The organism is Alteribacter salitolerans (assembly GCF_016901055.1).
GTDB classification, from domain to species: domain Bacteria; phylum Bacillota; class Bacilli; order Bacillales; family Salisediminibacteriaceae; genus Alteribacter; species Alteribacter keqinensis.
In genome coordinates this window covers 35,553-60,273 of the sequence record NZ_JAFEUX010000004.1, presented here as the reverse complement: position 1 = coordinate 60,273, position 24,721 = coordinate 35,553, and the positions used below count along the sequence as shown (strand labels likewise).

23 protein-coding genes, 1 pseudogene and 1 other annotated feature are annotated in these 24,721 nt (G+C 45.5%); of the genes and pseudogenes, 23 read left to right on the top strand and 1 reads right to left on the bottom strand.

Annotated elements, in window-relative coordinates:
• Positions 1–606: 606 nt before the first annotated feature.
• From JSY36_RS08890 to ftsZ, 13 genes are all read left to right on the top strand, one after another.
• Entirely contained in the window at positions 607–2,544 is a 1,938-nt protein-coding gene (locus JSY36_RS08890) for a stage V sporulation protein D (protein ID WP_205166420.1), read from the top strand.
• A 93-nt stretch (positions 2,545–2,637) separates the two neighbouring features.
• A complete protein-coding gene (locus JSY36_RS08885; RefSeq protein ID WP_205166419.1) occupies positions 2,638–4,116 on the top strand; it encodes a UDP-N-acetylmuramoyl-L-alanyl-D-glutamate--2,6-diaminopimelate ligase in 1,479 nt (492 codons plus the stop codon).
• Positions 4,103–5,473, top strand: coding sequence for a UDP-N-acetylmuramoyl-tripeptide--D-alanyl-D-alanine ligase (locus JSY36_RS08880; RefSeq protein WP_205166114.1), 1,371 nt, complete (start codon positions 4,103–4,105; stop codon positions 5,471–5,473). The genes JSY36_RS08885 and JSY36_RS08880 overlap by 14 nt, the downstream gene beginning before the upstream one ends.
• 43 nt (positions 5,474–5,516) lie before the next feature.
• Positions 5,517–6,491 (top strand): phospho-N-acetylmuramoyl-pentapeptide-transferase, encoded by a 975-nt coding sequence (gene mraY / locus JSY36_RS08875; protein WP_205166113.1) that lies wholly within the window; start codon positions 5,517–5,519, stop codon positions 6,489–6,491.
• Positions 6,492–7,847, top strand: coding sequence for a UDP-N-acetylmuramoyl-L-alanine--D-glutamate ligase (murD, locus tag JSY36_RS08870; RefSeq protein ID WP_205166112.1), 1,356 nt, complete (start codon positions 6,492–6,494; stop codon positions 7,845–7,847).
• Between the two features lie 66 nt (positions 7,848–7,913).
• The gene (gene spoVE, locus JSY36_RS08865; RefSeq protein ID WP_205166111.1) at positions 7,914–9,014 is read left to right on the top strand and encodes a stage V sporulation protein E; all 1,101 of its coding nucleotides are present in this window, start codon (positions 7,914–7,916) and stop codon (positions 9,012–9,014) included.
• 436 nt (positions 9,015–9,450) lie between these two features.
• The gene (gene murB, locus JSY36_RS08860; RefSeq protein WP_205166110.1) at positions 9,451–10,365 is read left to right on the top strand and encodes a UDP-N-acetylmuramate dehydrogenase; all 915 of its coding nucleotides are present in this window, start codon (positions 9,451–9,453) and stop codon (positions 10,363–10,365) included.
• A 34-nt stretch (positions 10,366–10,399) separates the two neighbouring features.
• Positions 10,400–11,251 carry a cell division protein FtsQ/DivIB gene (locus tag JSY36_RS08855; protein WP_205166109.1) on the top strand — a complete coding sequence of 284 codons (852 nt, stop codon included), beginning with the start codon at positions 10,400–10,402 and terminating at the stop codon, positions 11,249–11,251.
• Positions 11,229–11,942 (top strand): DUF881 domain-containing protein, encoded by a 714-nt coding sequence (locus JSY36_RS08850; protein ID WP_236784698.1) that lies wholly within the window; start codon positions 11,229–11,231, stop codon positions 11,940–11,942. Before JSY36_RS08855 ends, JSY36_RS08850 begins: the two co-directional genes overlap by 23 nt.
• Entirely contained in the window at positions 11,939–12,640 is a 702-nt protein-coding gene (locus tag JSY36_RS08845; protein WP_205166107.1) for a DUF881 domain-containing protein, read from the top strand. The genes JSY36_RS08850 and JSY36_RS08845 overlap by 4 nt, the downstream gene beginning before the upstream one ends.
• A gap of 1 nt (position 12,641) precedes the next feature.
• Entirely contained in the window at positions 12,642–13,010 is a 369-nt protein-coding gene (locus JSY36_RS08840; RefSeq protein WP_122897199.1) for a small basic family protein, read from the top strand.
• Positions 13,011–13,231: 221 nt separating this feature from the next.
• Entirely contained in the window at positions 13,232–14,539 is a 1,308-nt protein-coding gene (gene ftsA / locus JSY36_RS08835) for a cell division protein FtsA (RefSeq protein ID WP_122897198.1), read from the top strand.
• A gap of 228 nt (positions 14,540–14,767) precedes the next feature.
• On the top strand, positions 14,768–15,964 hold the full coding sequence (gene ftsZ / locus JSY36_RS08830; RefSeq protein ID WP_122897197.1) for a cell division protein FtsZ: 1,197 nt from the start codon (positions 14,768–14,770) through the stop codon (positions 15,962–15,964).
• Positions 15,965–15,966: 2 nt separating this feature from the next.
• Here the strand turns inward: ftsZ and JSY36_RS08825 are convergent.
• Positions 15,967–16,265 (bottom strand): annotated as a pseudogene (locus JSY36_RS08825) (transposase); the annotation flags it as partial.
• A gap of 913 nt (positions 16,266–17,178) precedes the next feature.
• Here JSY36_RS08825 and spoIIGA point away from each other — a divergent pair.
• From spoIIGA to JSY36_RS08775, 10 genes are all read left to right on the top strand, one after another.
• Entirely contained in the window at positions 17,179–18,099 is a 921-nt protein-coding gene (gene spoIIGA, locus JSY36_RS08820) for a sigma-E processing peptidase SpoIIGA (RefSeq protein WP_205166106.1), read from the top strand.
• Positions 18,100–18,118: 19 nt separating this feature from the next.
• On the top strand, positions 18,119–18,838 hold the full coding sequence (gene sigE, locus JSY36_RS08815) for an RNA polymerase sporulation sigma factor SigE (RefSeq protein WP_122897195.1): 720 nt from the start codon (positions 18,119–18,121) through the stop codon (positions 18,836–18,838).
• Between the two features lie 121 nt (positions 18,839–18,959).
• Positions 18,960–19,745: an RNA polymerase sporulation sigma factor SigG gene (sigG, locus tag JSY36_RS08810; RefSeq protein ID WP_122897194.1), complete on the top strand. Its 786-nt coding sequence runs from the start codon at positions 18,960–18,962 to the stop codon at positions 19,743–19,745.
• Positions 19,746–20,282: 537 nt separating this feature from the next.
• Entirely contained in the window at positions 20,283–20,570 is a 288-nt protein-coding gene (locus JSY36_RS08805) for a YlmC/YmxH family sporulation protein (protein ID WP_122897193.1), read from the top strand.
• 74 nt (positions 20,571–20,644) lie between these two features.
• Positions 20,645–21,481 (top strand): peptidoglycan editing factor PgeF, encoded by an 837-nt coding sequence (gene pgeF / locus JSY36_RS08800; protein ID WP_205166105.1) that lies wholly within the window; start codon positions 20,645–20,647, stop codon positions 21,479–21,481.
• Positions 21,482–21,514: 33 nt separating this feature from the next.
• Entirely contained in the window at positions 21,515–22,198 is a 684-nt protein-coding gene (locus JSY36_RS08795; RefSeq protein ID WP_205166104.1) for a YggS family pyridoxal phosphate-dependent enzyme, read from the top strand.
• A gap of 29 nt (positions 22,199–22,227) precedes the next feature.
• Complete coding sequence (locus JSY36_RS08790) at positions 22,228–22,683, top strand: cell division protein SepF (RefSeq protein ID WP_122897190.1); 456 nt, start codon at positions 22,228–22,230, stop codon at positions 22,681–22,683.
• A gap of 13 nt (positions 22,684–22,696) precedes the next feature.
• Positions 22,697–22,960, top strand: coding sequence for a YggT family protein (locus tag JSY36_RS08785; RefSeq protein ID WP_122897189.1), 264 nt, complete (start codon positions 22,697–22,699; stop codon positions 22,958–22,960).
• Positions 22,961–23,010: 50 nt separating this feature from the next.
• A complete protein-coding gene (locus JSY36_RS08780) occupies positions 23,011–23,787 on the top strand; it encodes a YlmH family RNA-binding protein (protein WP_236784697.1) in 777 nt (258 codons plus the stop codon).
• A 100-nt stretch (positions 23,788–23,887) separates the two neighbouring features.
• Entirely contained in the window at positions 23,888–24,391 is a 504-nt protein-coding gene (locus JSY36_RS08775; protein WP_122897188.1) for a DivIVA domain-containing protein, read from the top strand.
• Between the two features lie 73 nt (positions 24,392–24,464).
• Positions 24,465–24,693: a binding site (T-box leader), on the top strand.
• Positions 24,694–24,721: the final 28 nt, after the last annotated feature.

Genomic DNA, 24,721 nt, shown 5'->3' with positions numbered 1-24,721 from the left:
GGCTGGGACAGAAGTTTTTTAGCCAACGAGCATCCGAACGGATCATTTGCGGTACAAATAAATCGCTCCTGAAATATACTTCGCTTCCCGCGGGAAGCGGGTTACCCTCCTCCAGCATACCTGCTTCTTCCTCTGCCAGCTAACCTTTGCAGCTGTCTGGGTCGAAGCAACTCGTCGCATTGTCATGAAGTAAAGGCTCGTCACAGCGGTATCTCACCTTTGCTTTTCATCGAAGGCACTGAAAAAGTTGTTTTGTACTTTTTCAGTGGCTTCTTTTAATCCCGCAGGAGTCTGCGTATATTTCATCCGCTATGTTCGTGCGTTGTTCGGATTCTCAGAGCTAAACACATTCTTTATGTCCCAGCCTCTTTCAGATTGTCGATAAATCTACGTATTCTTTAAGCGTGAGTTATAAAATAGAAAGTGGTTTTCACAAACATTTTTGGGTCGAACAGAAAGAAATGAAGCCCGAATGTCCGAACAATCTCCATCACAGAGAAAAAATCTTTATCAACTGCCATAAAGGACAGGTTCTAACCTGTCCTTTATTTTCATAAAACTGAACCAAGCCGGTCTTTGAATAGAGTGGGAGGTTCATATATGAAAATGAAGCGGGTATCTAATGTGACCGTGCGGAGGCGGTTAATCGTATCTTTGATGATCGGATTGGTTGTGTTTTCAGTCATTGCGGGAAGACTCGGTTATGTCCAGCTCGTGCTCGGGCAGGAACTGAGTGAAAAAGCTGCAGACTTGTGGAGCAGGAACATTCCGTTTGAAGCGAAGCGTGGAGAGATTCTTGACAGAAACGGAACAGCACTGGCGACGAATGTGAGTGCTCCGAGCGTTCTTGTTGTGCCGAGACAAGTAGAGGATCCGAATAAAACAGCAGCGGGACTTGCAGAAGTATTGAATATTGACATCCAGCGTGCGTATGAACTGGTGACAAAAAAGGAATCGATAGTACGAATCAATCCGGAGGGCAGAAAGATCTCCAATGAACTTGCAAATGAAGTGAGACTTCTCCAGCTTGATGGCGTCTATATTGCTGAAGATAACCGCAGACACTATCCTTTCGGGAAATATCTTTCCCACGTCCTTGGCTTCGCAGGTATTGATAACCAGGGACTTACAGGCCTTGAGTTGTATTATGACCAGTACCTTAAAGGAGAGGAAGGGCATGTCTCTTTTTATTCCGATGCAAAGGGAAGAAGGATGCCGAACCTGGCAGATGAATACACTCCGCCGCTGGACGGGATGAATCTGACGCTTACCATTGATGCCAACATTCAGACCATAATCGAACGGGAACTGGACATAGCAGAGGCGACCTATAACCCGGACGGGGCCATCGCCATCGCCATGAACCCGAATACGGGAGAAGTCCTCGGGATGTCTTCGAGACCGGACTATGACCCGGGAAGGTTTAATGAAGTCCCCCCGGAGATCTACAACCAGAACAAACCGGTCTGGAGCCAGTATGAACCGGGATCAACGTTCAAAATAATCACCTTGGCAGCCGCCCTGGAAGAAGGAAAAGTCGATTTGAAAAACGATCATTTTCATGACCCGGGTTCCATAGAAGTGGCAGGACACAGGCTCCGCTGCTGGAAAAAGGGCGGACATGGTTCCCAGACGTTCCTTGAAGTCGTACAAAACTCCTGTAACCCGGGGTTTGTAGTCCTGGGAGAAAGACTGGGCAAGCAAAAACTGTTTGACTACATCCATGACTTCGGATTTGGTGAAAAAACAGGAATTGACCTTCAGGGCGAGGCTAAGGGAATATTGTTTGATCTTGATAACGTCGGACCGCTCGAGCAGGCAACCACCGCTTTTGGCCAGGGGGTCAGTGTAACGCCGATCCAGCAGGTTGCAGCAGTGGCTGCGGCAGTGAACGGAGGGTATTTATATACACCATATCTCGCAAAGGAATGGACAGATCCGGACACGGGAGAAGTCGTTTCCCGAAGCTCCCCTGTAATGAAAAAAGATGTGATATCAGAAGAGACGTCAGCCCAGATCCGGGATGCTCTTGAGCACGTTGTAGCAAAAGGAACCGGACGCGGGGCGTTTGTAGACGGCTACCGTGTCGGCGGAAAAACCGGTACAGCACAAAAGGCTGAAGGCGGGCGCTATCTTGAAAATAACCATATCGTCTCGTTTATCGGGTTCGCTCCGGCCGATGACCCTCAAATCGTTGTTTATGTAGCAGTAGACAACCCGAAAGAAACCCTTCAGTTCGGTGGAATTGTAGCCGCGCCTATTGTTGGGAACATTATAGAAGATGCACTGCCTGCCATGGGAGTGAAAAAACGGGAGCATCAGATTGAAAAGGAGCGGATGTGGAATGATGAACCCATCCTTGAGGTGCCTGATCTGATCGGCCGGACTGTAAAAGATATAAACCAGGCATATTATGAGCTTAAACTTGATGTATCCGGGGAAGGAGAAGAAGTAGTTCTCCAATCTCCGGACCCGGGAACAAGAGTAAAGGCAGGATCGGTTGTGCGTATATATATGGATGACAAAACAGAAGAGAATCAGTAAAATAGAAACGGTGTCTTTCCACGGAGGGGTCTTAATGGGACTCCTCCTATACAGAAAGACGGAGGAAATGAAATGAGGGATATACATATGACAATGAATCTTCAATCACTCCTGGAGTGTTTGCCATCTTATGAGTACATAGGTAACGAAAATCCTGATATCAAGTCCGTTCATATGGACTCCAGGGAAGTAACAAAAAACAGCTTGTTTATTTGTGTCCGCGGTTTTACCGTGGACGGCCACAGCTTTTTTAATGATGCAGTAAAAAAAGGAGCAGCGGCACTCATTGCGGAAGAACAGCTGGATACTGATGTGCCAGTTATTGTAGTCAAGGACTCCAAACGAGCCATGGCTCTTCTCGCCAACCGCTTTTACGGGTATCCGACGATGGATATGAACCTGATAGGGGTTACAGGTACGAATGGGAAAACAACAACCGCTCATTTAATTGAGAAAATTTTAACCGACGCCCGGAAGACGACGGGGATGATCGGCACAATGTACACCCGGTTCGCAGGTGTCGAGCACCCGGTACAGAACACAACACCCGAATCACTGCCTTTGCAGAAAACGTTCAGTGAGATGAAAGAGGCCGGTGTCGACACAGCTGTTATGGAAGTTTCTTCCCACGCTCTTGAAATGGGGCGTGTCCATGGCTGCCATTACAATGTGGCGGTCTTTACGAATTTATCCCAGGATCACCTTGATTATCACGAAACGATGGAGAAGTACCTTCATGCAAAGGGGCTCCTTTTTGCCCAGCTTGGTAACGGTTATTATCCTGAGCAGAAAAACCTTGCTGTACTTAACGCTGATGATGAAGCGTCAAAGGATCTACTTAAGATGACAGCAGCTCCTGTTATTCAGTACGGTGTTAATAATGACGCTGAAATAAAAGCCGTTGATCTCGTCTTTGACGAAGGAGGTTCCAGATTTACAGTGAAAACACCTGAGGAGAGTGCACCCGTACGCCTGAATATGGTCGGAAAGTTCAGCGTATATAACGCCCTTGCGGCGATTGCGGCTGTCAGAATGTCAGGCATCCCCCTTAAGGATGTGATCGCGAGTCTTGAGGATATAAGCGGAGTTTCCGGCAGAGTGGAAAAAGTTACAACTGACAACGACCCGTTTACCATTCTCGTTGATTACGCCCATACACCGGACAGCCTTGAAAATGTGCTGGAGACCATTAAGGAATTTGCCACCGGACGGGTCTTTACTGTAGTGGGATGCGGCGGAGACCGGGACCGGACGAAGCGGCCTCAGATGGCCCGGGTGGCAGAGAAGCTTAGCGATATGGTCTTTCTTACGTCCGATAACCCCCGTTCAGAAGCACCTGAGCAGATTCTTGAAGATATGAAAGCCGGCATGAAAAATGACAGGTACAGCGTCATTGTCGACCGGAAGGAAGCCATTGAGCGTGCGGTTAGAGAAGCAGGATCCCGGGATGTCATTTTAATTGCCGGAAAAGGCCATGAAACGTATCAGATTATTGCCGGTCAAACCTTTGATTTTGATGACCGGATTGTTGCAAAACAAGCGTTGGAGGCGTTGACTGATGACAAATCTTAAGTTGAAATCCGATCTGGTATCCCAGGTGTCCCTATTAGGCCGTGGTGTCCAGCCTGAATCGTTTAATGGAGTAAGTATCGATACGAGGACTCTCGAACCGAATGCACTGTACATTCCGATTGTGGGAGATCGCTTCGACGGACATCAATTTATTGATAAAGCCGTTGAAAACGGAGCGAAGGGAACGCTCTGGAAAAAGGGGATACCTCTGCCTGACAGCCTGCCGGACGGTTTTCCTGTTTATTTTGTAGAAGATACATTAAATGCCCTTCAGGACCTTGCCCGGCGATACCTGACAGAAGTGGAGCCCACCATTGTAGCCGTGACCGGTTCCAACGGGAAAACGACGACAAAAGACATGATTGCCCAGGTGCTCGCTGAACGATTTACGGTTCACAAAACGGACGGGAATTATAATAATCACATCGGACTTCCCCTTACTGTACTCCGGATGCCGGAGAAATCCGATGTGCTCGTATGTGAAATGGGAATGAACCATAAAGGGGAGATTTCCTTTCTAAGCCAGCTTGTTAACCCTCATTATGCTGTAATCACCAATATAGGTGAATCCCATATGGAACAATTGGGTTCCCGTGAAGGTATCGCTGAAGCGAAAGGTGAAATAACTGATGGTATGAAGGCAAGCGGAGTGCTTATTGCAGATGCCGATGAACCTCTTCTTGACCGGGAATGGAAAACGAGTGTGATTACCTGTGGTTTTAAGGACTCGGCATTATTCCTGGCGGAGAAATTCACCAACACCGAAGATGGGGTAACCTTTTCTGTCAAGGGCATAAATGGTGAGTTTACCGTGCCTGTTCTCGGTGCCCATAACGTAAAAAATGCTCTCTATGCCATTGCTCTCGGGGCTCATCTGGGGCTTACCGATGAAGATGTGCGCCGCGGTCTTGCCGGGCTCCGGCTTTCCGGAATGAGAATGGAAAGAATGAAATCCAATACAGGTGCCCTGATGATCAATGACGCCTACAATGCAAGCCCAACTTCCATGATAGCTGCGATTGAAACGATGAAAAATATGGAAGGCTACAAAAACAAGGTCCTCGTGTTAGGTGACATGCTGGAGCTTGGTGAGAATGAAAAAGAACTTCATGAGTCAGTTGCGGGTCATATTCCTTCATCCTGCACCCATGTTGTAACCATCGGAAAAAAAGCGACATGGATTTCCTGCGCACTGAAAAAGGAAAAGGGTGAAATGCCGGAGATCCGATCCTATGAACAAAAGGATGAGGCAGAGAGCTATCTGGCTTCTTTAAACCTGCCTGAAACAGTGTATCTGTTTAAAGCATCCAGAGGCATCAAATTTGAACAGCTTATCGAACAACTACAATCCAATTAGAAACCGCAATGATGTACGCGCACTTTAGAAAGGAGTTCCTTTAATGCTGGAACAGGGTTTATTATTTGCACTTATTATGAGTTTTCTTATTACGGTCATACTTTCTCCGATCTTCATTCCGTTTCTCAGAAGGCTGAAGTTCGGACAGAGTATTCGTGATGAAGGACCAAAATCACACCAGAAAAAAACAGGGACACCAACGATGGGCGGAATCATGATTATTCTCTCAATCGTTTTAACAACACTGATTATGGGAGCGAAGTTCCATTCCTTAAACGTGGAAATCTTCCTCGTTCTTCTTGTGACACTCGGCTTTGGTCTCCTCGGTTTTTTGGATGACTTTATCAAAGTCGTAAAAAAGCGAAATCTCGGACTTACATCAAAACAAAAAGCCCTTGGACAGATTGTTATTTCTGTAATCTTTTATATCGTCCTTCTTCAGTCAGGGCTGTCAACGGAAATCTTTATTCCCGGCACAAACGTCGGATTTGATATCGGCTGGCTGTACCTTCCCCTGATCATTATTATTCTTGTCGGGGCATCCAACGCAGTAAACCTTACTGACGGTCTTGACGGGCTCGTGGCAGGTACTTCAGCAGTGGCTTTCGGTGCTTTCGCCATCGTTGCCTATGCTGCTTCAATGTATACTGTATCTTTATTCAGTGTGGCGATTGTCGGTGCCGTACTTGGTTTTCTCGTATTCAACGCACACCCTGCAAAAGTGTTTATGGGAGATACGGGCTCCCTTGCCCTCGGGGGAGCTATCGGTGCTATTGCTATTTTGACTAAAACAGAATTGCTTCTCGTTATCATTGGCGGTGTATTTGTCATTGAAACGCTGAGTGTTATTATTCAGGTTGCTTCCTTTAAGCTCAGAGGAAAACGGGTATTTAAAATGAGCCCGCTTCACCACCACTACGAGCTGTCAGGCTGGAGTGAATGGCGCGTTGTTGTCACATTCTGGCTTGTGGGTATATTGTTCGCTGCTGCAGGAATTTACTTAGAGGTGTGGTTATAGATGAAAGCTGTTTCGGATTTTAAAGGAAAAGATGTGCTTGTATTAGGGCTTGCCAAAAGTGGAACGGCGGCGGCTCTCCTGCTTCATGAATTAGGAGCCAGGGTAACCGTCAATGACCAGAAGCCCCTGGAGGAAAATGAAGCGGCCCGTTCCCTTGAGAAAGCAGGGTGCCGGGTTATCTGCGGTGAGCATCCTTCATCCCTTATTCATGAGGGGCTGTCCTGTGTAGTAAAAAATCCGGGGATCCGTTATGATAATCCGCTGATTGAAAAGGCATTGCGCCTCGCGATTCCCGTCATTACAGAAGTTGAACTTGCCTACCGGGTAAGTGAGGCCCCGATCGTGGGCATTACCGGATCGAATGGAAAAACCACCACAACGACCCTGGTCCATGAAATGCTTCAAAACGGGACGAAACACCCCCTTATTGCCGGGAATATCGGAAAAGTAAGCTGTGAGGTGGCGAAAAATGCAGGTCCGGAAAATGTCATGGTCACGGAGCTGTCCAGTTTTCAGCTTATGGGCGTTGAAGCATTTAAACCACAAGTGGCTGTCCTGCTGAACATTATCGACGCCCACCTGGATTATCACGGAAATCGTGAAGCGTATGCAGAAGCAAAAGCCCGCCTGTTTAAAAATACAGATGAAAACAGTGTTCTTGTTTATAATTTCGATGACCCTCTTGTCCGCCGTCTTGCTGAGCGGGCCGAGGGGATAAAAATGCCGTTTTCAGTCCGGGAACAATTAAACACCGGTGCTTCCCTTTCGGAGGACGGTTATCTCACAGTCAATGGAGAAGCTGTGATCCATAAAGATGAGATGAGCCTGCCCGGTGAGCATAATATCGAAAATGCCCTGGCAGCAGCTCTTACAGCATCAGTCTATGACGTAAACCGAAAAGACATGGCTTCGGTTCTTATGTCATTCACAGGCGTGAAACACCGTCTTCAGTTTGTAAAAAACCTGAACGGACGGGCCGTTTATAATAATTCAAAAGCAACAAACATTCCGGCTACCATTACGGCTTTGAAAGCATTTGATAAGCCGGTTGTCCTCATTGCCGGGGGCCTTGACCGGGGGAATGAGTTTGACGATCTTCTTCCGTGGCTTAAAAATGTTCATTCGGTTGTGACATACGGAGAAACCGCTGAAAAGGTTGCCCGTGTGGCCCGTGAGGCAGGAGCTGAAGTCATCAGCGTTCAGACACTTGATGAAGCAGTCCCGGAAGCATACAGGCTTACAAACGAAGGGGATATACTGCTGTTATCACCTGCCTGTGCAAGCTGGGATCAGTTCAAGACCTTTGAAGAAAGAGGCGACCGTTTTATCGAGGCTGTTGAAAAGTTGGGCAGCTGATAGCATGTTTGTCCCAGCCCCTTCATACAATCGGTAGTAGAGAGTACGAAGACTGGGGTGTCTCTATTGCCGAAAACAAAAACTACACCTGATTTTATTTTGATTGCTGCCACCCTCGGACTGCTGATCATAGGGATGATCATGGTTTACAGTGCGAGTGCTGTATGGGCAGACTTTAAGTTTGACGATTCGTTCTTCTTTTTAAAAAGACAGCTGTTCTTTGCAGGGCTTGGTCTGGTTGCCATGGTATTTTTAATGCATATCGATTACTGGGCGTGGCGTTCGTGGGCAAAAATACTGATGTTTGTCTGCTTCGGCCTTCTCATTCTCGTTTTAATACCAGGTGTCGGCCTTGTCCGTGGAGGAGCACAGAGCTGGCTCGGTGTCGGTGCCTTCTCGATTCAGCCTTCTGAATTTATGAAGATGGCTATGATTGTGTTTCTTGCTAAATACTTATCTGAAAAACAAAAGTACGTAACCACCTGGAAGAAAGGTCTTTTTCCCACTCTCGGACTTGCTATGGTGGCCTTTGCTCTGATTATGCTCCAGCCTGACCTTGGAACGGGGATGGTCATGATCTTAACGTGTGTGGTTATGCTGTTTATTGCAGGTGCGCGAATTTCCCATTTTGCTGTCATCGGGATGCTCGGTGTGGCGGGGCTCGTCGGGTTGATTTTATCAGCCCCATACCGGTTGAAGCGGATTGTTTCTTTTCTTGATCCGTGGCAGGATCCACTGGGAAGCGGGTTTCAGATCATTCAGTCCCTGTATGCCATCGGGCCGGGGGGACTCTTAGGTCTGGGAATGGGGGAGAGCAGACAGAAGTATTTTTATCTGCCGGAACCGCAGACTGACTTTATTTTTGCGATTCTTGCAGAAGAGCTCGGTTTTATCGGCGGAACGTTCGTACTTATGCTGTTTGCGGTTCTGTTGTGGAGAGGTCTGCGGATTGCTCTCCATGCACCGGATCTTTTCGGAACGTTTCTTGCAACAGGAATTATCGGGATGATTGCCATTCAGGTAATGATTAATGTCGGGGTGGTAACCGGCCTCATGCCGGTAACGGGAATTACACTTCCTCTTCTCAGCTACGGCGGCTCATCACTTACGCTAATGCTTTCTGCCATCGGTGTCCTTCTCAGTGTAAGCCGGTATGCAAAAGCCTGACATACAAAAATTTTGGCATCGCAAACGTTGTCTTCCGTTCAACGAAGCTGAGTCTGAATAAACCGTTATAGCACCTTCCAATTTCTATATTGGGGGCAGCAACGTAAAAAGGAAAAAGAATGAAGGAAGCAGTCATTTATACGGAAAAAACTTTTATAAAAAATGAAGCCTGACTCTCCCGTGACAGAGTCAGGCTTTTTGCAACGCTCCTTTCCTCGCAAATCGTCACAGAAAGTCGGAACAGGGTTTATTTCGTCTGTAAAAAATATATCCACTTTTTTCATATCTCGTATCAAGATAAACGTTTTTAAGCTATAATAATAAGTAGAATTCTCAGGAGATCGGCAAAAGGACAGACATAAAAATCAATTTCCGACGAAGCGGCATTTTTATAAACATAAAAAAACTATGAAACAGGGAAAATGAGTAACCTTGAATGGGGAGTGAACAGGTGAAAAAAACAGTTGAAGAGCTGTCATTTCTTGGGGAAGTTAAACAAAATGAACCGTTAAAAAACCATACGACTTGGAAAATCGGGGGATCTGCAGGTATTCTTTATACGCCGACTGACATTGCTTCACTTAAGAAAGCAATGGAACTCATTACACAAAGGGGGCTCAAGTGGGTTGTAATCGGAAAGGGATCCAACCTTCTCGTTTCAGACAAAGGATTTGACGGGGTTGTGATTAAACTTGCTGAAGATACGAGTCCTTTGGTTGTTAACGGTACGACCGTTACGGCAGGCGGGGGGTATCCTCTTATTAAACTGGCAACGGTACTGACACGGGATGGACTCGGAGGTCTTGAATTTGCCGGCGGCATACCAGGCACTGTAGGCGGAGCTGTTTTTATGAACGCAGGAGCCCATGGAGCAGATATGTCCACAATTCTTACGAAGGCCCATATTTTGTACCCCGACGGTACCTTTCGCTGGCTCACAAAAGATGAACTTGGGTTTTCTTACAGAACATCTGTACTGCAGAAAAACCGTGGTATCTGCATTGAAGCTGAACTTGAACTTACAAAAGGAGATAAAGAAGCTATCAAGGCTGTTCTCCAGAAAAATAAGGATTACCGGCGCCATACACAGCCATGGAACTTTCCGTGCTGCGGGAGTGTCTTCCGCAATCCTCTCCCCGATCACGCTGGAAGGCTGATTGAGGAAGCCGGTCTTAAAGGGTATAGAATCGGCGGTGCCCAGGTGTCAAATATGCATGCAAACTTCATTGTGAATGTTGCTGATGCTACATGTGAAGATGTCCTGAACCTGATTGCCCATATTAAAGAAACCATAAAGAAAGAAAAGAACATTGATCTTCACACAGAAGTCGAAGTGATGGGTGACCGATAATTATTGGCTCTGTAAATGAAAGGGGGGAGTTAAGATGGATGAAAAGAAAGTGGTTGAAATTGAGGGCAGGATACCGACGCTGAAAGAAAAACGGAAACAGCGGGCCAACAGACGGCTCATTATATACGTGAGCGGATTTTTTATCCTCATGACAGCCGTCATCTATTTTCAGTCTTCCTTCAGTCATATCAAGGCCGTTAACGTGACAGGCAACGAGCACGTGATGGATGATGAACTTGTGGAAATGACCAATCTCCTCGATGATGTGAGTATGTGGCGTTATGATGAGAGAGATATCATTAGCCGTCTTGAAGCTCATCCGGAAATCAGTTCTGCCTCCCTTTCACGTCAGCTTCCAAACACAGTGGTGATCTCAGTTAAGGAACACAGCAGGGTCGCCTATGTAAAAAGAGATGGTAAATACCTGCCTATGCTTGAAACTGGCGTTGTTCTTACAGGAACAGACCGTGCTGAAAGACCTTATGATGCCCCGGTGATGGCAGGCTTTGAAGAAAATGACACCTTGTCGGAAATGGCTTCGGAACTTACCAGTCTTCCGGAAAGTCTTCACCAGAGAATTTCGGAAGTGCACCTTGTTCCGTCCGAGAACGATCCTCATCAGCTGATGATTTTTATGAATGACGGTTTTGAAGTCCATTCTACCCTCCGTCATTTTTCAGAGCGGATTATTCCGTACCCGTCCATTGTGGCGCAGCTTGATGAGGATGCCCAAGGTATTATTCATATGAGGATGAGTCCTTATTTTGAAAGTACGGCTTCCGATGAAGGTATTGAAGAAGAGTTGGAAGAAGTGTCAGATGTAATTTCAGAAGAAGGAATTGAAGAGATTATTGAGGAGGAAGATGAAAGTGAAAGTGAAGGGTAGTCATGTTGTTTTGTCATTCGTACTTCTCTTTGCCGGCTTTCTTATTGCGTTTTCATACCAGTTGACGAGTGACAACAGCTACCCGCAGGCTGCAGGTGATTCACAGTGGAAAGTTGAAGATGATTTACGAAATAACATATTGATGCAGCAATCCGTCAACCGTAACCTGACAGAGGAGCTGCGCTTGATTCAGGCAGAGATGAGCCGGGTCGAAGAAGAAGTGGCAAACCATGAGCGGCGTTATTTTAACCTTGTTGAAGATATGGACAAGCTCAGAATGCTTACCGGTGCAGTGGCAGTGATAGGGGAAGGAATTGAAATTACCCTCGACGATGCCGAATTTGTTCCGGATGATCAGCATGCCAACAACTTTATTGTCCATGAGCAGCATGTTCAGAAAGTGATTGACGAACTGCTCGTCACCGGTGCAGAGGCCATAGCCGTGAATGGTCACAGGATTAACCAGAATTCCTACATACAATGCATCGGACCGGTTATTGAAATCGACGGCAACCGTTCTTTTGCACCGTTTACCATTACTGCCATCGGTGAAAGTGAACAGCTGAACCTTGCAGTCAACCTTTCCGGAGGGGTTGTGGACCAGCTCGTACAGGATAACGTGGAAGTCCGTGTAGAAAAAAAGAATGATGTTCTCCTCGATCCGTTCTATGAAGAAGGAGATATGTCATGATGAAAGACAGAATGATGATTTTCACCGTTATTACAACGATTATCGGCTTTATGGTAGCTGTTCAGTTTCAGACGACTAAAGAACCTGATGTCCGTGACACGAGAACAGTGATGGAATTGAGACAGGAACTTACTGCTGAAAAGGAAAAACAGCAGGAGCTCATAGAGGAACTGGCCACGCAGGAAGAAATGCTTGAACAGCTTCAAAATACAGGTAATGTGGAAAATGTCATTGAGGAGGCCATCAACGGTCTTAAAGCCCGGGCCGGCTTGACAGAAGTGAGCGGAGAAGGCGTTTTGATTGAAATCAGGCCTTATTTTGATGAGAATTATCAGGGAGGGCCCATCCGCACTGTTCCTGCACACCTTGTAAGAATGCTGATAAATGAGTTAAATATTTATGGTGCAAAGGACATTGCCGTGGGATCACAGCGAATAGTATCTACGACACCCATTCGTGAAGTTCAGGGCGTAACGCTGATAAACAGCCGGAGAATGACAACATTCCCTCTTCAGGTAAGGGTTCTTACAGACGATCCCGAACAGCTGCATCACTATATGATGACTTCTGAAGTGAAAGAATATCTCCAGTATGAAAACCTGGAGTTTACATCTGCTCCGATGACGGATATCACCGTACCGGCATATGATCAGTCCATGCGTGTCCGCTACATGGCGCCAGTAAAGGAGGAATCATAATATGTGGCTTCCGTTTATCGGCCTTCTTGTAGGGATACTTCTTGGTTTGTCTACCGGAATCCGTGTACCGGATGCCTATACAAGCTATCTCAGTATCGCGGTCCTTGCGTCACTGGATACTCTTTTCGGAGGTATCCGTGCTCATTTGGAAAAAACGTTTGAGGAGAAGGTTTTTATTACAGGTTTTTTCTCAAATATTATTTTAGCGGCGGGTTTGGCTTTTCTAGGCGTCCATCTTGGTGTAGACTTGTATTTAGCCGCTGTTTTTGCTTTTGGGGTCAGGTTGTTTAACAACATCGCCCAGATCAGAAGGCTGCTGCTTGAACGCTGGTCAAAAAGAAAGAAAAAAGATTTATCTGCATCCCCATGACTTTCCTGAAGTTTTCCTATTAAAATAAGGGAAAAAAAGAGGGAATGTAAAAAAGATGTGGAATACATTGTGTACTTACTAATCTATGAGTTATTGTTCTTAAGTAGAGGGTGTGTAAAGTCTTACTTGGAAGTATGGACCAGGCTCTTATGAACATAAGAAATGAAGCATTGGATACCCAGTGTTACATAGATGGAGGAACTTAAAGGAGGTGCCAGAGAATGAACAACCATGATACGTACGTGACGTTGGACATCGGCACATCTACTGTCCGAGTCATAATTGGAGAAATTGCCAATGGTACGTTGAATATCATCGGAGTAGGAGAAGCAGAATCAGAAGGGATTCGTAAAGGGTCAATTGTGGACATTGATGAAACAGTCCGGTCAATCCGTGCAGCTGTAGAAAAAGCAGAGCGCATGGTCGGCTTAAAGGTTGAAAACATTATCGTTGGCGTGTCAGGAAATCACGTCCAGCTTCAACCTTGCCACGGAGTTGTTGCCGTTTCAAGTGAAGACCGTGAAATCGGCGATGAAGATATTATCCGTGTCATCGATGCGGCCCAAGTGGTTTCAATTCCTCCTGAAAGGGAGATTGTAAACGTCCACCCAAAACAATTTATTGTAGACGGGCTTGATGAGATTAACGATCCTCGGGGCATGATTGGTGTCAGACTGGAAATGGAAGGCACTATTATTACTGCATCGAGAACGATGCTACATAACCTGCTGCGATGCGTTGAAAAAGCAGGACTCAATATAGCAGATATCGCACTACAACCTTTGGCAGCAGGGTCTTTTGCTTTGTTAAAAGATGAACGAAGCCTGGGTTGTGCTCTTGTGGATATCGGTGGAGGATCCATTACAGTCTCGGTTTTCAAAAACAACGTACTTCAAGGCACAACGGTCCTTCCGTTTGGAGGAGACCATGTGACAAATGACATTAGCGTGTGTTTACGAACGTCTACTGCAGAGGCCGAAAAAGTAAAGAGAGAGTATGGCTGTGCCTACATCGATCTTGCTTCTGAAGACGAGGTTTTCGAAGTTTCAGAGATCGGCAGTGATGAACTGCAGGAATATTCTCAAGCCGATTTAGCAGAAATCATTGAACCCCGAATGGCAGAAATGTTAGGGTTAGTTCATAGAGAAGTGCAGAAACTTGGATTTAGAGATGTTTCCGGTGGCTACGTACTTACGGGGGGATGTGTAAAGATGCCAGGACTTCTGGAACTTGCACGGGAAATCCTTCAAAAGAATGTACGAGTTGCTATTCCTGATTATATCGGGGTCAGAGAGCCTCAATATACGAACGGGGTCGGACTCATCCAGTACGCACACCGCAGTGCCAGAATTCAAGGCAAGGAAATTGCTGCAGGTGTTGCACAGGTCGAACACGAACCAGCAGAAGAACGTCAGGAACGTTCAGCGAAAAAGCACCAGAAGCCAAAACAGCAGGCAACACAGAAGCAGCAGGAAGAGGCAGGCGTGAAAAAGCGAATGTCCAAACTGTTTAAAGTCTTTTTTGAGTAGGCTGTGTTAAAGATCCTTGTTGATTTATTAAAGTTGATTGCAGCGAATGCACGACACTCATGCGGGAGCAATGAGCGGAAATCAACACCTGAGTTTAACAGAGCCTTTGAGTAAAAGAATAACGCCGGTAACGATATAGCGGGGGAAGTCAAAACTCGTGTTTCCGGAAATGACTCGCACAATGATAAGTGATGATCATGCTTTGCATGATAGATTGGGGGATCGTAAATGTTAGAGTTTGAAATGGATATGGAGCAGCTAGCTACGATAAAAGTAATCGGTGTAGGTGGCGGAGGAAGCAACGCCGTTAACCGAATGATTGAAAATGGTCTGCAGGGAGTAGAGTTTATTGCGGTCAATACAGACGCACAGGCTCTTCACCTTTCAAAAGCGGAAAAAAAGTTACAGCTTGGAGGCAAGCTTACGCGGGGCCTTGGTGCAGGAGCGAATCCTGACATCGGTAAAAAAGCTGCAGAAGAAAGCCGCGAGCATCTTGAAGAGGTTCTTGGCGGTGCCGACATGGTATTTATCACAGCCGGAATGGGCGGAGGTACCGGAACAGGTGCAGCCCCTGTAATCGCTGAGATTGCAAAAGACCTCGGTGCACTTACTGTAGGTGTGGTTACACGCCCGTTTACATTTGAAGGCCGTAAGCGTATGACTCAGGCCGGCAATGGAATTGGTGCTTTAAAAGAAAAAGTGGACACACTTATCGTTATTCCTAACGATCGTCTGCTTGAAATTGTTGACAAAAACACACCAATGCTCGAAGCGTTCCGAGAAGCGGATAACGTTCTTCGTCAAGGTGTACAGGGTATTTCCGACCTGATCGCAGTACCGGGACTCATTAACCTCGACTTTGCTGACGTGAAGACGATTATGAGTGAAAAAGGTTCTGCACTGATGGGTATTGGTATTGCCACTGGTGAAAACCGCGCAGCAGAGGCTGCGAAAAAAGCGATCAGTTCTCCACTTCTTGAGACTTCCATCGATGGAGCTCAAGGAGTTCTTATGAACATTACAGGAGGATCCAATCTTAGCCTGTTTGAAGTTCACGAGGCAGCTGAGATCGTATCTTCCGCTTCTGACAGCGAAGTGAACATGATTTTCGGTTCCGTTATTAACGAGAACTTAAAAGATGAAATTGTAGTAACAGTTATTGCAACTGGGTTTGAAGATGCAGAAGAACGTCCTGCAATGGTCCGCCAGCAGCTGAATTCCACAAGAAGAGAAACACCTGCACGCGAGCCGCGCCAGGATCAGCAGCCGGCACAGCCTCAGCAGCCGGCACAACCGACGTATGAAGAGCAGCCGCCTGCACGTGAACCTCAGCCGCAGTCAAACAAAAGCTACAAGCAGCCACAGGAAGACAATGGTGACAACCTGGATATTCCAACATTCCTGCGTAACCGTCGCCGTCGATAAAATCAAAGAGGCTGGGACAAACAGTCTCTAATAAGTAAAAAAACGGTGTCAACTATCAAAAAGCGATAGTTGGCACCGTTTTGTTGATCTAAAAGGGGGATGTGAGGCTGTCGGGCTGTGTACTTTCTCAGGTTCACCGCCATCAGCGCAAATCCTACTTCGTTATTGCTTGTTCTTTGCCTCTCACCGACATTCGGCTGAAATGCAAATTAGCCTTCAAAAATCCGAAGACTGGCTCAACATCGATCTTACGTTTCCCTTAGATCTCGCCTGTTTCCGTTTCCGAAAGCAATTCCCGAATATAACTCCCACTTTTTATTGTAATGAATAAGGATACCTCCGATTTTGTTATTTTGTGGTGATTTAACTTTATCAGAAGGTATCCTATTTGCGTACACAATCTTAAACTTGAAGATAGATCAGTTGATTGAACAAAAATCACGAGACGCCGGCGGGAAAGCAAGAGCTGAAGATCCATCGGGGTGACCTTTCCCCGATTAGCTGAAGCCTTGCCCGCGGCAAGCGAGTGTATTTTTGTTCAATCAACGCTCATGTAAATATAAAAATAGAAATGGCTCTCACCAAAGCAGTAAGGGCCATTTCTATTTAGCTGGGTTTTGTCCCAGCCTCTTTCAGGCTGTCGAGAAACCCACACTTCATAAAAAGTGTGGGTTTCTTTATGAAGTTAAAAAGCCATTAAGTGATGAATTTTGGTTCTAGAAAACGGCAAGACCACCTCTTAGCTGGCTGTGAGGTGGTTTGCTATCTTCTTTATGTTCTGTACTGCGGCTGTTGAAGCGTTGCCCGCGGAAAGCGTCCGTTTGAAGCAGATGCCGGATCTTTGCTTTTTTTGTGTAATTCATACTAAATCCTTTATTATTAGTGTACTATAAATATCTGAATAGTTGGATTATTACAGCTTAACCTATGTAACCTAAGTAAAAACCTAAATACCAGGTTTTGTTCGATAACTGAATTGCCAGGAGTAAAGTCATCTGTGAATTCTTAACATAAACACGGAAAACCTTAACACAAATCCCCATAAATCCCCGTCACCACTACGGCCGGAAATATCCATTTACACTGCCGCTGTACAATTTGACAAAATCGAAAAAAATCTCTCAAAATAACATGCAATCAGCATCCAAAAAGTGACAGACTTACAAATCGGGTTAAGCTATACTAATCTCAAATTCTTTTAAATGAGGTTTCCCATGACACTCTATCTGGATGTGATATGGCTACTCAACTTTCTGATTGACTGGATGCTCCTCGCACTCACTGCACTGGCACTCAAACAACATGTACGGAAATGGAAACTGACGCTCGGCGCATTTATTGCTTCCATGTACTTATTTTTATTATTTTCTCCGGTGTCATCCATTGTGGCACACCCGCTCTTTAAAGCTGTGTATTCCCTTGGCATTGTTACGTCTGCTTTCGGATTTAAAGGATTCAAGCCTTTTTTTAAAGCGTGGATGATGTTTTATTTTGTCAGCTTTATGACTGGAGGAGGGCTCATTGCAGCCCATTCTTTCTTTTCAACTGACCTTTTTACAGTAAACGGAACTTTCGCTACAAGGCTGAGCGGTTTCGGCAGCCCGGTAAGCTGGCTGTTTGTGGTAATCGGCTTTCCTGCAGTCTATTATTTCTCAAGGAAATCGATTCACGGCATTGAAACAGCAAAAATCCGGTATGACCAGATTATGAATGTCCGGGTAATGGTCAGTGGAACAGAGCTTGTTCTTAAAGGTTTTGTTGACAGCGGGAACCAGCTGAAAGATCCGATATCCGGACGCCCCGTCATGATTATTGATATGACGAAGCATATGGACTCATTCCCTGAAGAGCTGGTACGGTTCACTCAAAAAGGCACACAGAGCATTACAGACTTTCAGGCTGTAGAAAAGCACGCTATGACACTCGTTCCTTACCGAACCGTCGGGAAGAGCCATCAATTTCTATGGGCACTTAAACCATCAAACGTCATTGTCAGTCCGGGGGAAAAAGAAGAGAGTTTTTCATGCAGTCACGTTTTGATCGGACTAAGCTACACGCCGCTCAGTTCACTTGATGATTATGACTGTATACTTCATCCGGGGATGTTTCAAAACCAAAAACAGTCACCGGCATAATGATAATGGGGGGAAAACAATGAGAATTCTCAGAATGAAGATTAAGCTCTGGTGGTATAAACTTCTGATGAAATTCGGGATTAAATCTGACGAAGTTTTTTATATAGGGGGAAGTGAAGCACTCCCGCCTCCTCTTACGAAAGAAGAAGAAGCCCATCTGCTCAAGAAGCTGCCGTCCGGAGATGAAGCGGTCCGCTCCATGCTTATTGAGAGAAACCTCCGTCTGGTCGTTTACATCGCCCGTAAGTTTGAAAACACCGGTATAAACATAGAAGATCTCATCAGCATCGGGACGATCGGGCTTATCAAGGCTGTAAATACATTTGATCCTGAGAAAAAAATTAAACTTGCTACTTATGCTTCCCGCTGTATTGAAAATGAAATTCTCATGTACTTAAGAAGAAACAATAAAATCCGCTCTGAAGTGTCCTTTGACGAGCCCCTGAATATTGACTGGGATGGAAACGAGCTGCTCCTGTCCGATGTCCTCGGTACCGAAGAGGACATCATCACAAAAGGGATTGAAGACCGTGTTGACAGAAAGCTTCTTGTCAAAGCGCTCGAAACCCTCTCTGCCCGGGAAAAACAGATTATGGAACTTCGATTCGGGCTTGCAGGAGGAGAGGAAAAAACCCAGAAAGATGTGGCGGACCTCCTCGGTATTTCCCAATCGTATATCTCACGGCTGGAAAAAAGAATTATTAAACGGCTGAGAAAAGAATTTAATAAAATGGTTTAGCAGCAAGGGTTTGTCCCTCTCTTTCCTAAAGTGCAAATTTTAAGAATTACTTTTTCTGCATAAATTTCCCTCTGACGGAGAAACTGATTTTGTACATCAGCTCCTGTTGGGAGGGAAGGCATTGACACGAAACAAAGTTGAAATTTGCGGAGTAGATACATCAAAGCTACCTGTACTGAAGAACAAGGAAATGCGAATTTTGTTTGAGGAAATGCAAAACGGTGATACATCCGCGAGGGAAAAACTCGTTAATGGAAACCTGCGCCTCGTTTTAAGCGTTATTCAGCGCTTTAATAACCGCGGCGAGTATGTAGACGATTTGTTTCAGGTCGGCTGCATTGGTCTGATGAAGTCGATTGATAACTTCGATTTAGGACAGAATGTAAAATTTTCAACGTATGCCGTACCGATGATTATCGGTGAAATCAGACGCTATCTCCGGGATAACAACCCGATCCGCGTCTCAAGGTCTCTTCGTGATATTGCGTATAAGGCGCTGCAGATCCGGGACACTCTTATGAGTGAGAAAAAACGGGACCGTGAACCAACCATTCAGGAAATAGCAAAAGTCCTTGACGTACCAAAAGAGGACATTGTTTTTGCCCTCGATGCCATTCAGGATCCGGTCAGTTTATTTGAGCCGATCTATAATGACGGAGGGGATCCGATCTTTGTGATGGATCAAATCAGCGATGATAAGCAGAAGGATTCCCAATGGATTGAAGAAATCGCACTGAAAGAAGCGATGATCCGTTTAAATGACAGGGAGAAGCTCATTTTGGACATGCGCTTTTTCCAGGGCAAGACGCAGATGGAAGTGGCCGATGAAATCGGAATCTCCCAGGCGCAGGTGTCCCGTCTTGAGAAAGCTGCGATTCAGCAGATGAACAAGCATGCAAAAGAATAACCTTTAAAAACCTGCATTCGTGCAGGTTTTTTTGTTGTGAAACGCTGCCCTGAAAATAGAATAAGACAGGTGCCATAACCTTTATTGAGATATGGATTTGTTGGACGGTATATACATTTTTTCCCCAAGGGAGGCCACAGAAAAGATTACATAAAAACAAACCTGGTTTTTATGCCTTTAAATGGCCATTGTTGTAGCTTTATTTGAGCGAATGCGCGACACTCCTGCGGGAAAAGCGAGTTCCGGGGAGACCCCGGAAGCGCAAAGCGCTGAGGATCGAACCGCCCGCGGAAAGTGCAATGAGCGGAAATAAACATCTATCTGTAACAGAGCCTGCATTTAAATTTACAGCAGTTGTCAGGAGTTTTACCTAATTTTTTAATACAATAGAGTTCGGAGTGGGAGACTCAAATGACATACCTTTACTTTTTGATCACTCTCGCTTATCCCACCTGAATCGCATGTCGGGGCTGACAACATAACATGCCTGATACGTGCATATACTGGAGTATCATTTATGGAGGCGGGGGAATTGGTGTGCTTAAAATATCAGACATCCAGTCAAAAGACATTGTTAACCTGGCAGACGGACGGTTGTTGGGGCATATTTCCGACCTGGACATCAATTTGACTACGGGACGTGTTGAGGCTCTTATCATTGGCGGGGGAAAAGTCATGAATTTATTTGGAGGAAAGGATCAGGAAGTTGTTATCCCGTGGAATAATGTCATCAAGATCGGTTCAGACGTTATTTTAGTCCGCCACAATGAAAATGGTTTTATGGATGGGCAGTATCTTCCGCCAAGCAAGGGAGATACGACTTAAAAAGCACTTCATTTGTTCCGCACGGATAAAAAAAATGGTAGAATAGAAAGAAACAACAATCCGGGGGTATGATTATGGCGAAAAACGAACCTTTTATACGATCAGGCTCCCCTTTATATTTACAAATTGCACCATTTATAAAGGCAGCCAGTGAGGAAAATGCAGAGCTGGAAGCCGGTTTTTCCACCCGCCAAGGCGGGACAAGCCAGTCTCCCTACGACACATTGAACCTCGGCTTACATACAGATGATGAGTATCGTGACGTGATAAATAACCGTAAGCTTTTAACAGAGACTGCAGGATTCTCCCTGGACAGCTGTGTCGTATCAGAGCAGGTTCACGGCAGTCGTATAGTCGAAATTACACAAAAACATAAAGGTACAGGAGCAACTTCACAAAGCACGGCCATTCCTGAAACAGACGGGATTTTTACAAGGGAAAAAGGAATTCTTCTGACAAGTATGTATGCTGATTGTGTACCCCTGTATTTCTTTGCCCCCAAAGTGGGGCTGACAGGTCTTGCCCATGCAGGATGGAAAGGCACGGTGGCTAACATTGCCGGAAGCATGATTGAAGCGTTTAAAGAAGCCGGTGCAGAAGAGGATGAGATACTGGCGGCTATTGGTCCTTCTATTTCCATGCCCTGTTATGAAGTTGATGAACGGGTCATGAATGAAGTAGGAAAGCTGCCGCTCGGAAATGCGGGAGAAATTGCAAAAGAAACTACTCAGCATCATTATCTTCTTGACCTTAAGGAAGTGAACCGGAAACTGCTTCGTTCCCAGGGGGTAAAAGAAGACCGGATTTATACTTCATCTTACTGTACATACGAACAGGCAGACCTGTTTTATTCCCATCGCCGCGATCAGGGGAAAACAGGAAGAATGATGAGTTTTATCGGAATGAAATAACCATTACCCGCCTTGGCATAAGGAGGCATCACTGTGAATGTTAAAGATAACCTGATTTCGATTCAGGAGCGCATCAAAAAAGCTTCAGAGAGAGTAAACAGAGAGCCGCAGGGGGTTCATGTTGTTGCAGTAACCAAATACGTAAGCCTGGAAAGGACAAAGGAAGCTCTTCAGGCAGGCATCCGTCATATTGGTGAAAATCGTGTTGAAGGCGGTACTAAAAAGCGTGATGCGATTCCGGACCTCGGCACATGGCACTTTATCGGCAGCCTTCAGAGTAAAAAAGTCAAACATATGATTGGGAAGTTTGACTACCTTCATTCCCTGGACCGGATGAGTCTTGCGAAGGAACTGCAAAAGCGCCACACAGGACAAGCCCCTCTTAAGTGTTTTGTTCAGGTGAATGTTTCCGGAGAGGAGTCCAAATCTGGACTTGAGCCGGATGACGTTTTGCCGTTTATTGAAGAACTGAGAAGCTATCCTGTTATTGAAGTGGCGGGTCTCATGACGATGGCACCATTTGTGGATGACCCGGAGGAAGTAAGACCTTATTTCCGGCGTCTGAGAGAGCTTAAAGAAGAAGTGGAAAAAAGAAATTATCCTCATGCACCGTGCCGGGATTTGTCCATGGGTATGAGCAATGATTTTGAAGTGGCAGTGGAAGAAGGGGCTACATTTGTACGGATCGGTTCTGCACTTGTCGGAAATGAATCGTAATTAAATGTTATGAGAAGGGGAGATGCGAGATGGGAATTAAAACGAAATTAAAACGTTTTTTCGAGATGGAAGACGAGTACGTAGAGGAGCAGGTTTCAGAGAGCTATGACGAGCCTTCCTATCCTCAGGAGAGAGAGCGGGAAGAACGCCCTTCCTATGATAAAAAGGAAAAAGGAAATGTTGTTTCTTTAGCGAGCATCCAGCAGTCCAACAGTGCAAAGGTGATGCTTATTGAACCCCACAGTTATGACGAGTGCCAGGATATTGCCGACCACTTGAAGAACCGTAAAGCAGTGGTCATCAACCTCCAGCGCATTCATAACGACCAGGCAAAAAGAGTCGTCGATTTTTTAAGCGGAACAGTGTATGCTATTGGAGGAGATATTCAGAAACTCGGGATGAACATCTTCCTATGCACACCGGATAACGTGGATGTGACCGGATCAATTTCAGAAATATTCTCAGATGACAGACAGAATTTTTAGGTAGGTGAATGTAATGATAACAGTAATCAATGCAATATCGACACTTATGATGTTCTATTCCTTCTTAGTATTTATTTATATCTTCATGTCATGGGTGCCGAATCTTAAGGAATCTTCATTTGGACAAATGGTTGGAAGGTTAGTAGAACCGTACCTTACGCCATTTAGAAATATTATTCCTCCGCTCGGTATGATTGATATCTCCCCGATTGTAGCCCTGTTGGTTCTCAACTTTGCCCGTTCGGGACTTCATGTGATTGCCGGCTGGTTTGTTTAATAGTCAGAGGCGCGGCGTAATGTCAGCGCCTTTTTGAGTTGGAGGGTTTAATGTTGAGTGTTTACGAACATTACAGAAAAGACGAGCACGCGTTTGTAGATCAGGTTATGGATTGGAAACAGACATGTGAGGATCAGTACAGTCCGAAGCTGACGGATTTTCTAGATCCGAGACAGCAGATGATTGCCGAAAATCTGATTGGCTCACAAGGGGATGTTATGATCCGCTTTTTTGGGGGCGGGAAAGGTACCGAAAGAAAGCGTGCCATGATCTTTCCTGATTATTATCAGGCATCGGATGACGATTTCGCCATCGTTCTTTTCCAGGTTCACTACCCGGGCAAATTCGTATCGATAGAACACCCGCAGGTACTTGGGGCCTTAATGAACCTAGGGTTAAAGCGTGAGAAATTCGGTGACATCATTCAGGACGGTACGACGCTGCAGTTTTCCTGCGCAGAAGAGGTTAGTGATTATATCGAAATGAACGTTCAGAAAATCGGGAAATCCTCAGTGGATCTGGAGAGAATTTCCCTTGACCGGATACTTGAAGCAGGTGACACATGGAGAGAATCCATGATTACCGTGTCATCTATGAGACTCGACACCGTTGCTTCTGAGATGTTCAATGTTTCTCGTTCGAAAATGAAAACGATCATTGACGGAGAGCTTGTAAAAGTGAACTGGAAGGTAACAACGGATAAAACGATGCGCCTCATGCCGGGAGATGTACTTTCCGTGCGGGGGAAAGGCCGTGGTAGAATCATTGCTGAAGAAGGCGTAACGAAAAAAGACCGGGTAAGGCTTATTATCGGATTTCCTGAATAAGAAAATTGACACAAAAGAAGGAAATCATTCTGACGGTGTCGAATAAATGCCAGTAGTACATAAGCTGGAAACAACACGATTATAAATGGAGGTGCCTGAAATGCCGCTAACGCCGCTCGATATTCATAATAAAGAATTTACCCGTGGATTCCGGGGGTATGACGAAGACGAAGTGAACGAATTTTTAGATCAGGTAATCAAAGACTATGAAATGGTGATCCGGGAAAAGAAAGAACTTTTTGATAAAGTAAGTGACCTTGAGGAAAGGCTTGACCACTTCTCCAACCTGGAAACAACGCTGAACAAATCGATTTTCGTTGCTCAGGAAACAGCAGAAGAAGTTAAACGAAGCGCTGATAAAGAAGCAAAGCTGATCATCAAGGAAGCGGAAAAGAATGCAGACCGCATCATTAATGAGTCTTTAGCAAAATCCCGAAAAATCGCTCTCGAAATTGAAGAGCTTAAAAAACAGTCCAAAGTCTACCGTACCCGTTTTAAGATGCTTCTCGAAGCGCAGCTTGAAATGCTTACTGGAGATGAGTGGGATGATCTCGGCCGCGGAGTGGAAGAAGCAGACGAGGCCTATGAGAACGCAAAAGGCTGATGGCCTTCCGGTTGCGCTTTTTTGAATTTTCCCTTATAATTTCTAACATGCATGCCGATAATGAAAGTTAATACAAACGACCTTGACAGGGACAGTATGTTTATCAGTCCGTAGAGACGAAGCGACCGGGGATGGTGAAAGCCCGGCTTACGGGATAAACAGAACATCACCCTTGAGTCACACATTGAAACGGAAATCCGGAGTAAGCTGTGTCGTATCATTCACGTTACGAATGCGTTAAGTGAACGGTAAGCCTTCCGTTCATTAGGGTGGTACCACGGGTATAACTTCTCGTCCCTACTGGGATGAGGAGTTTTTTTGTTTTCAATG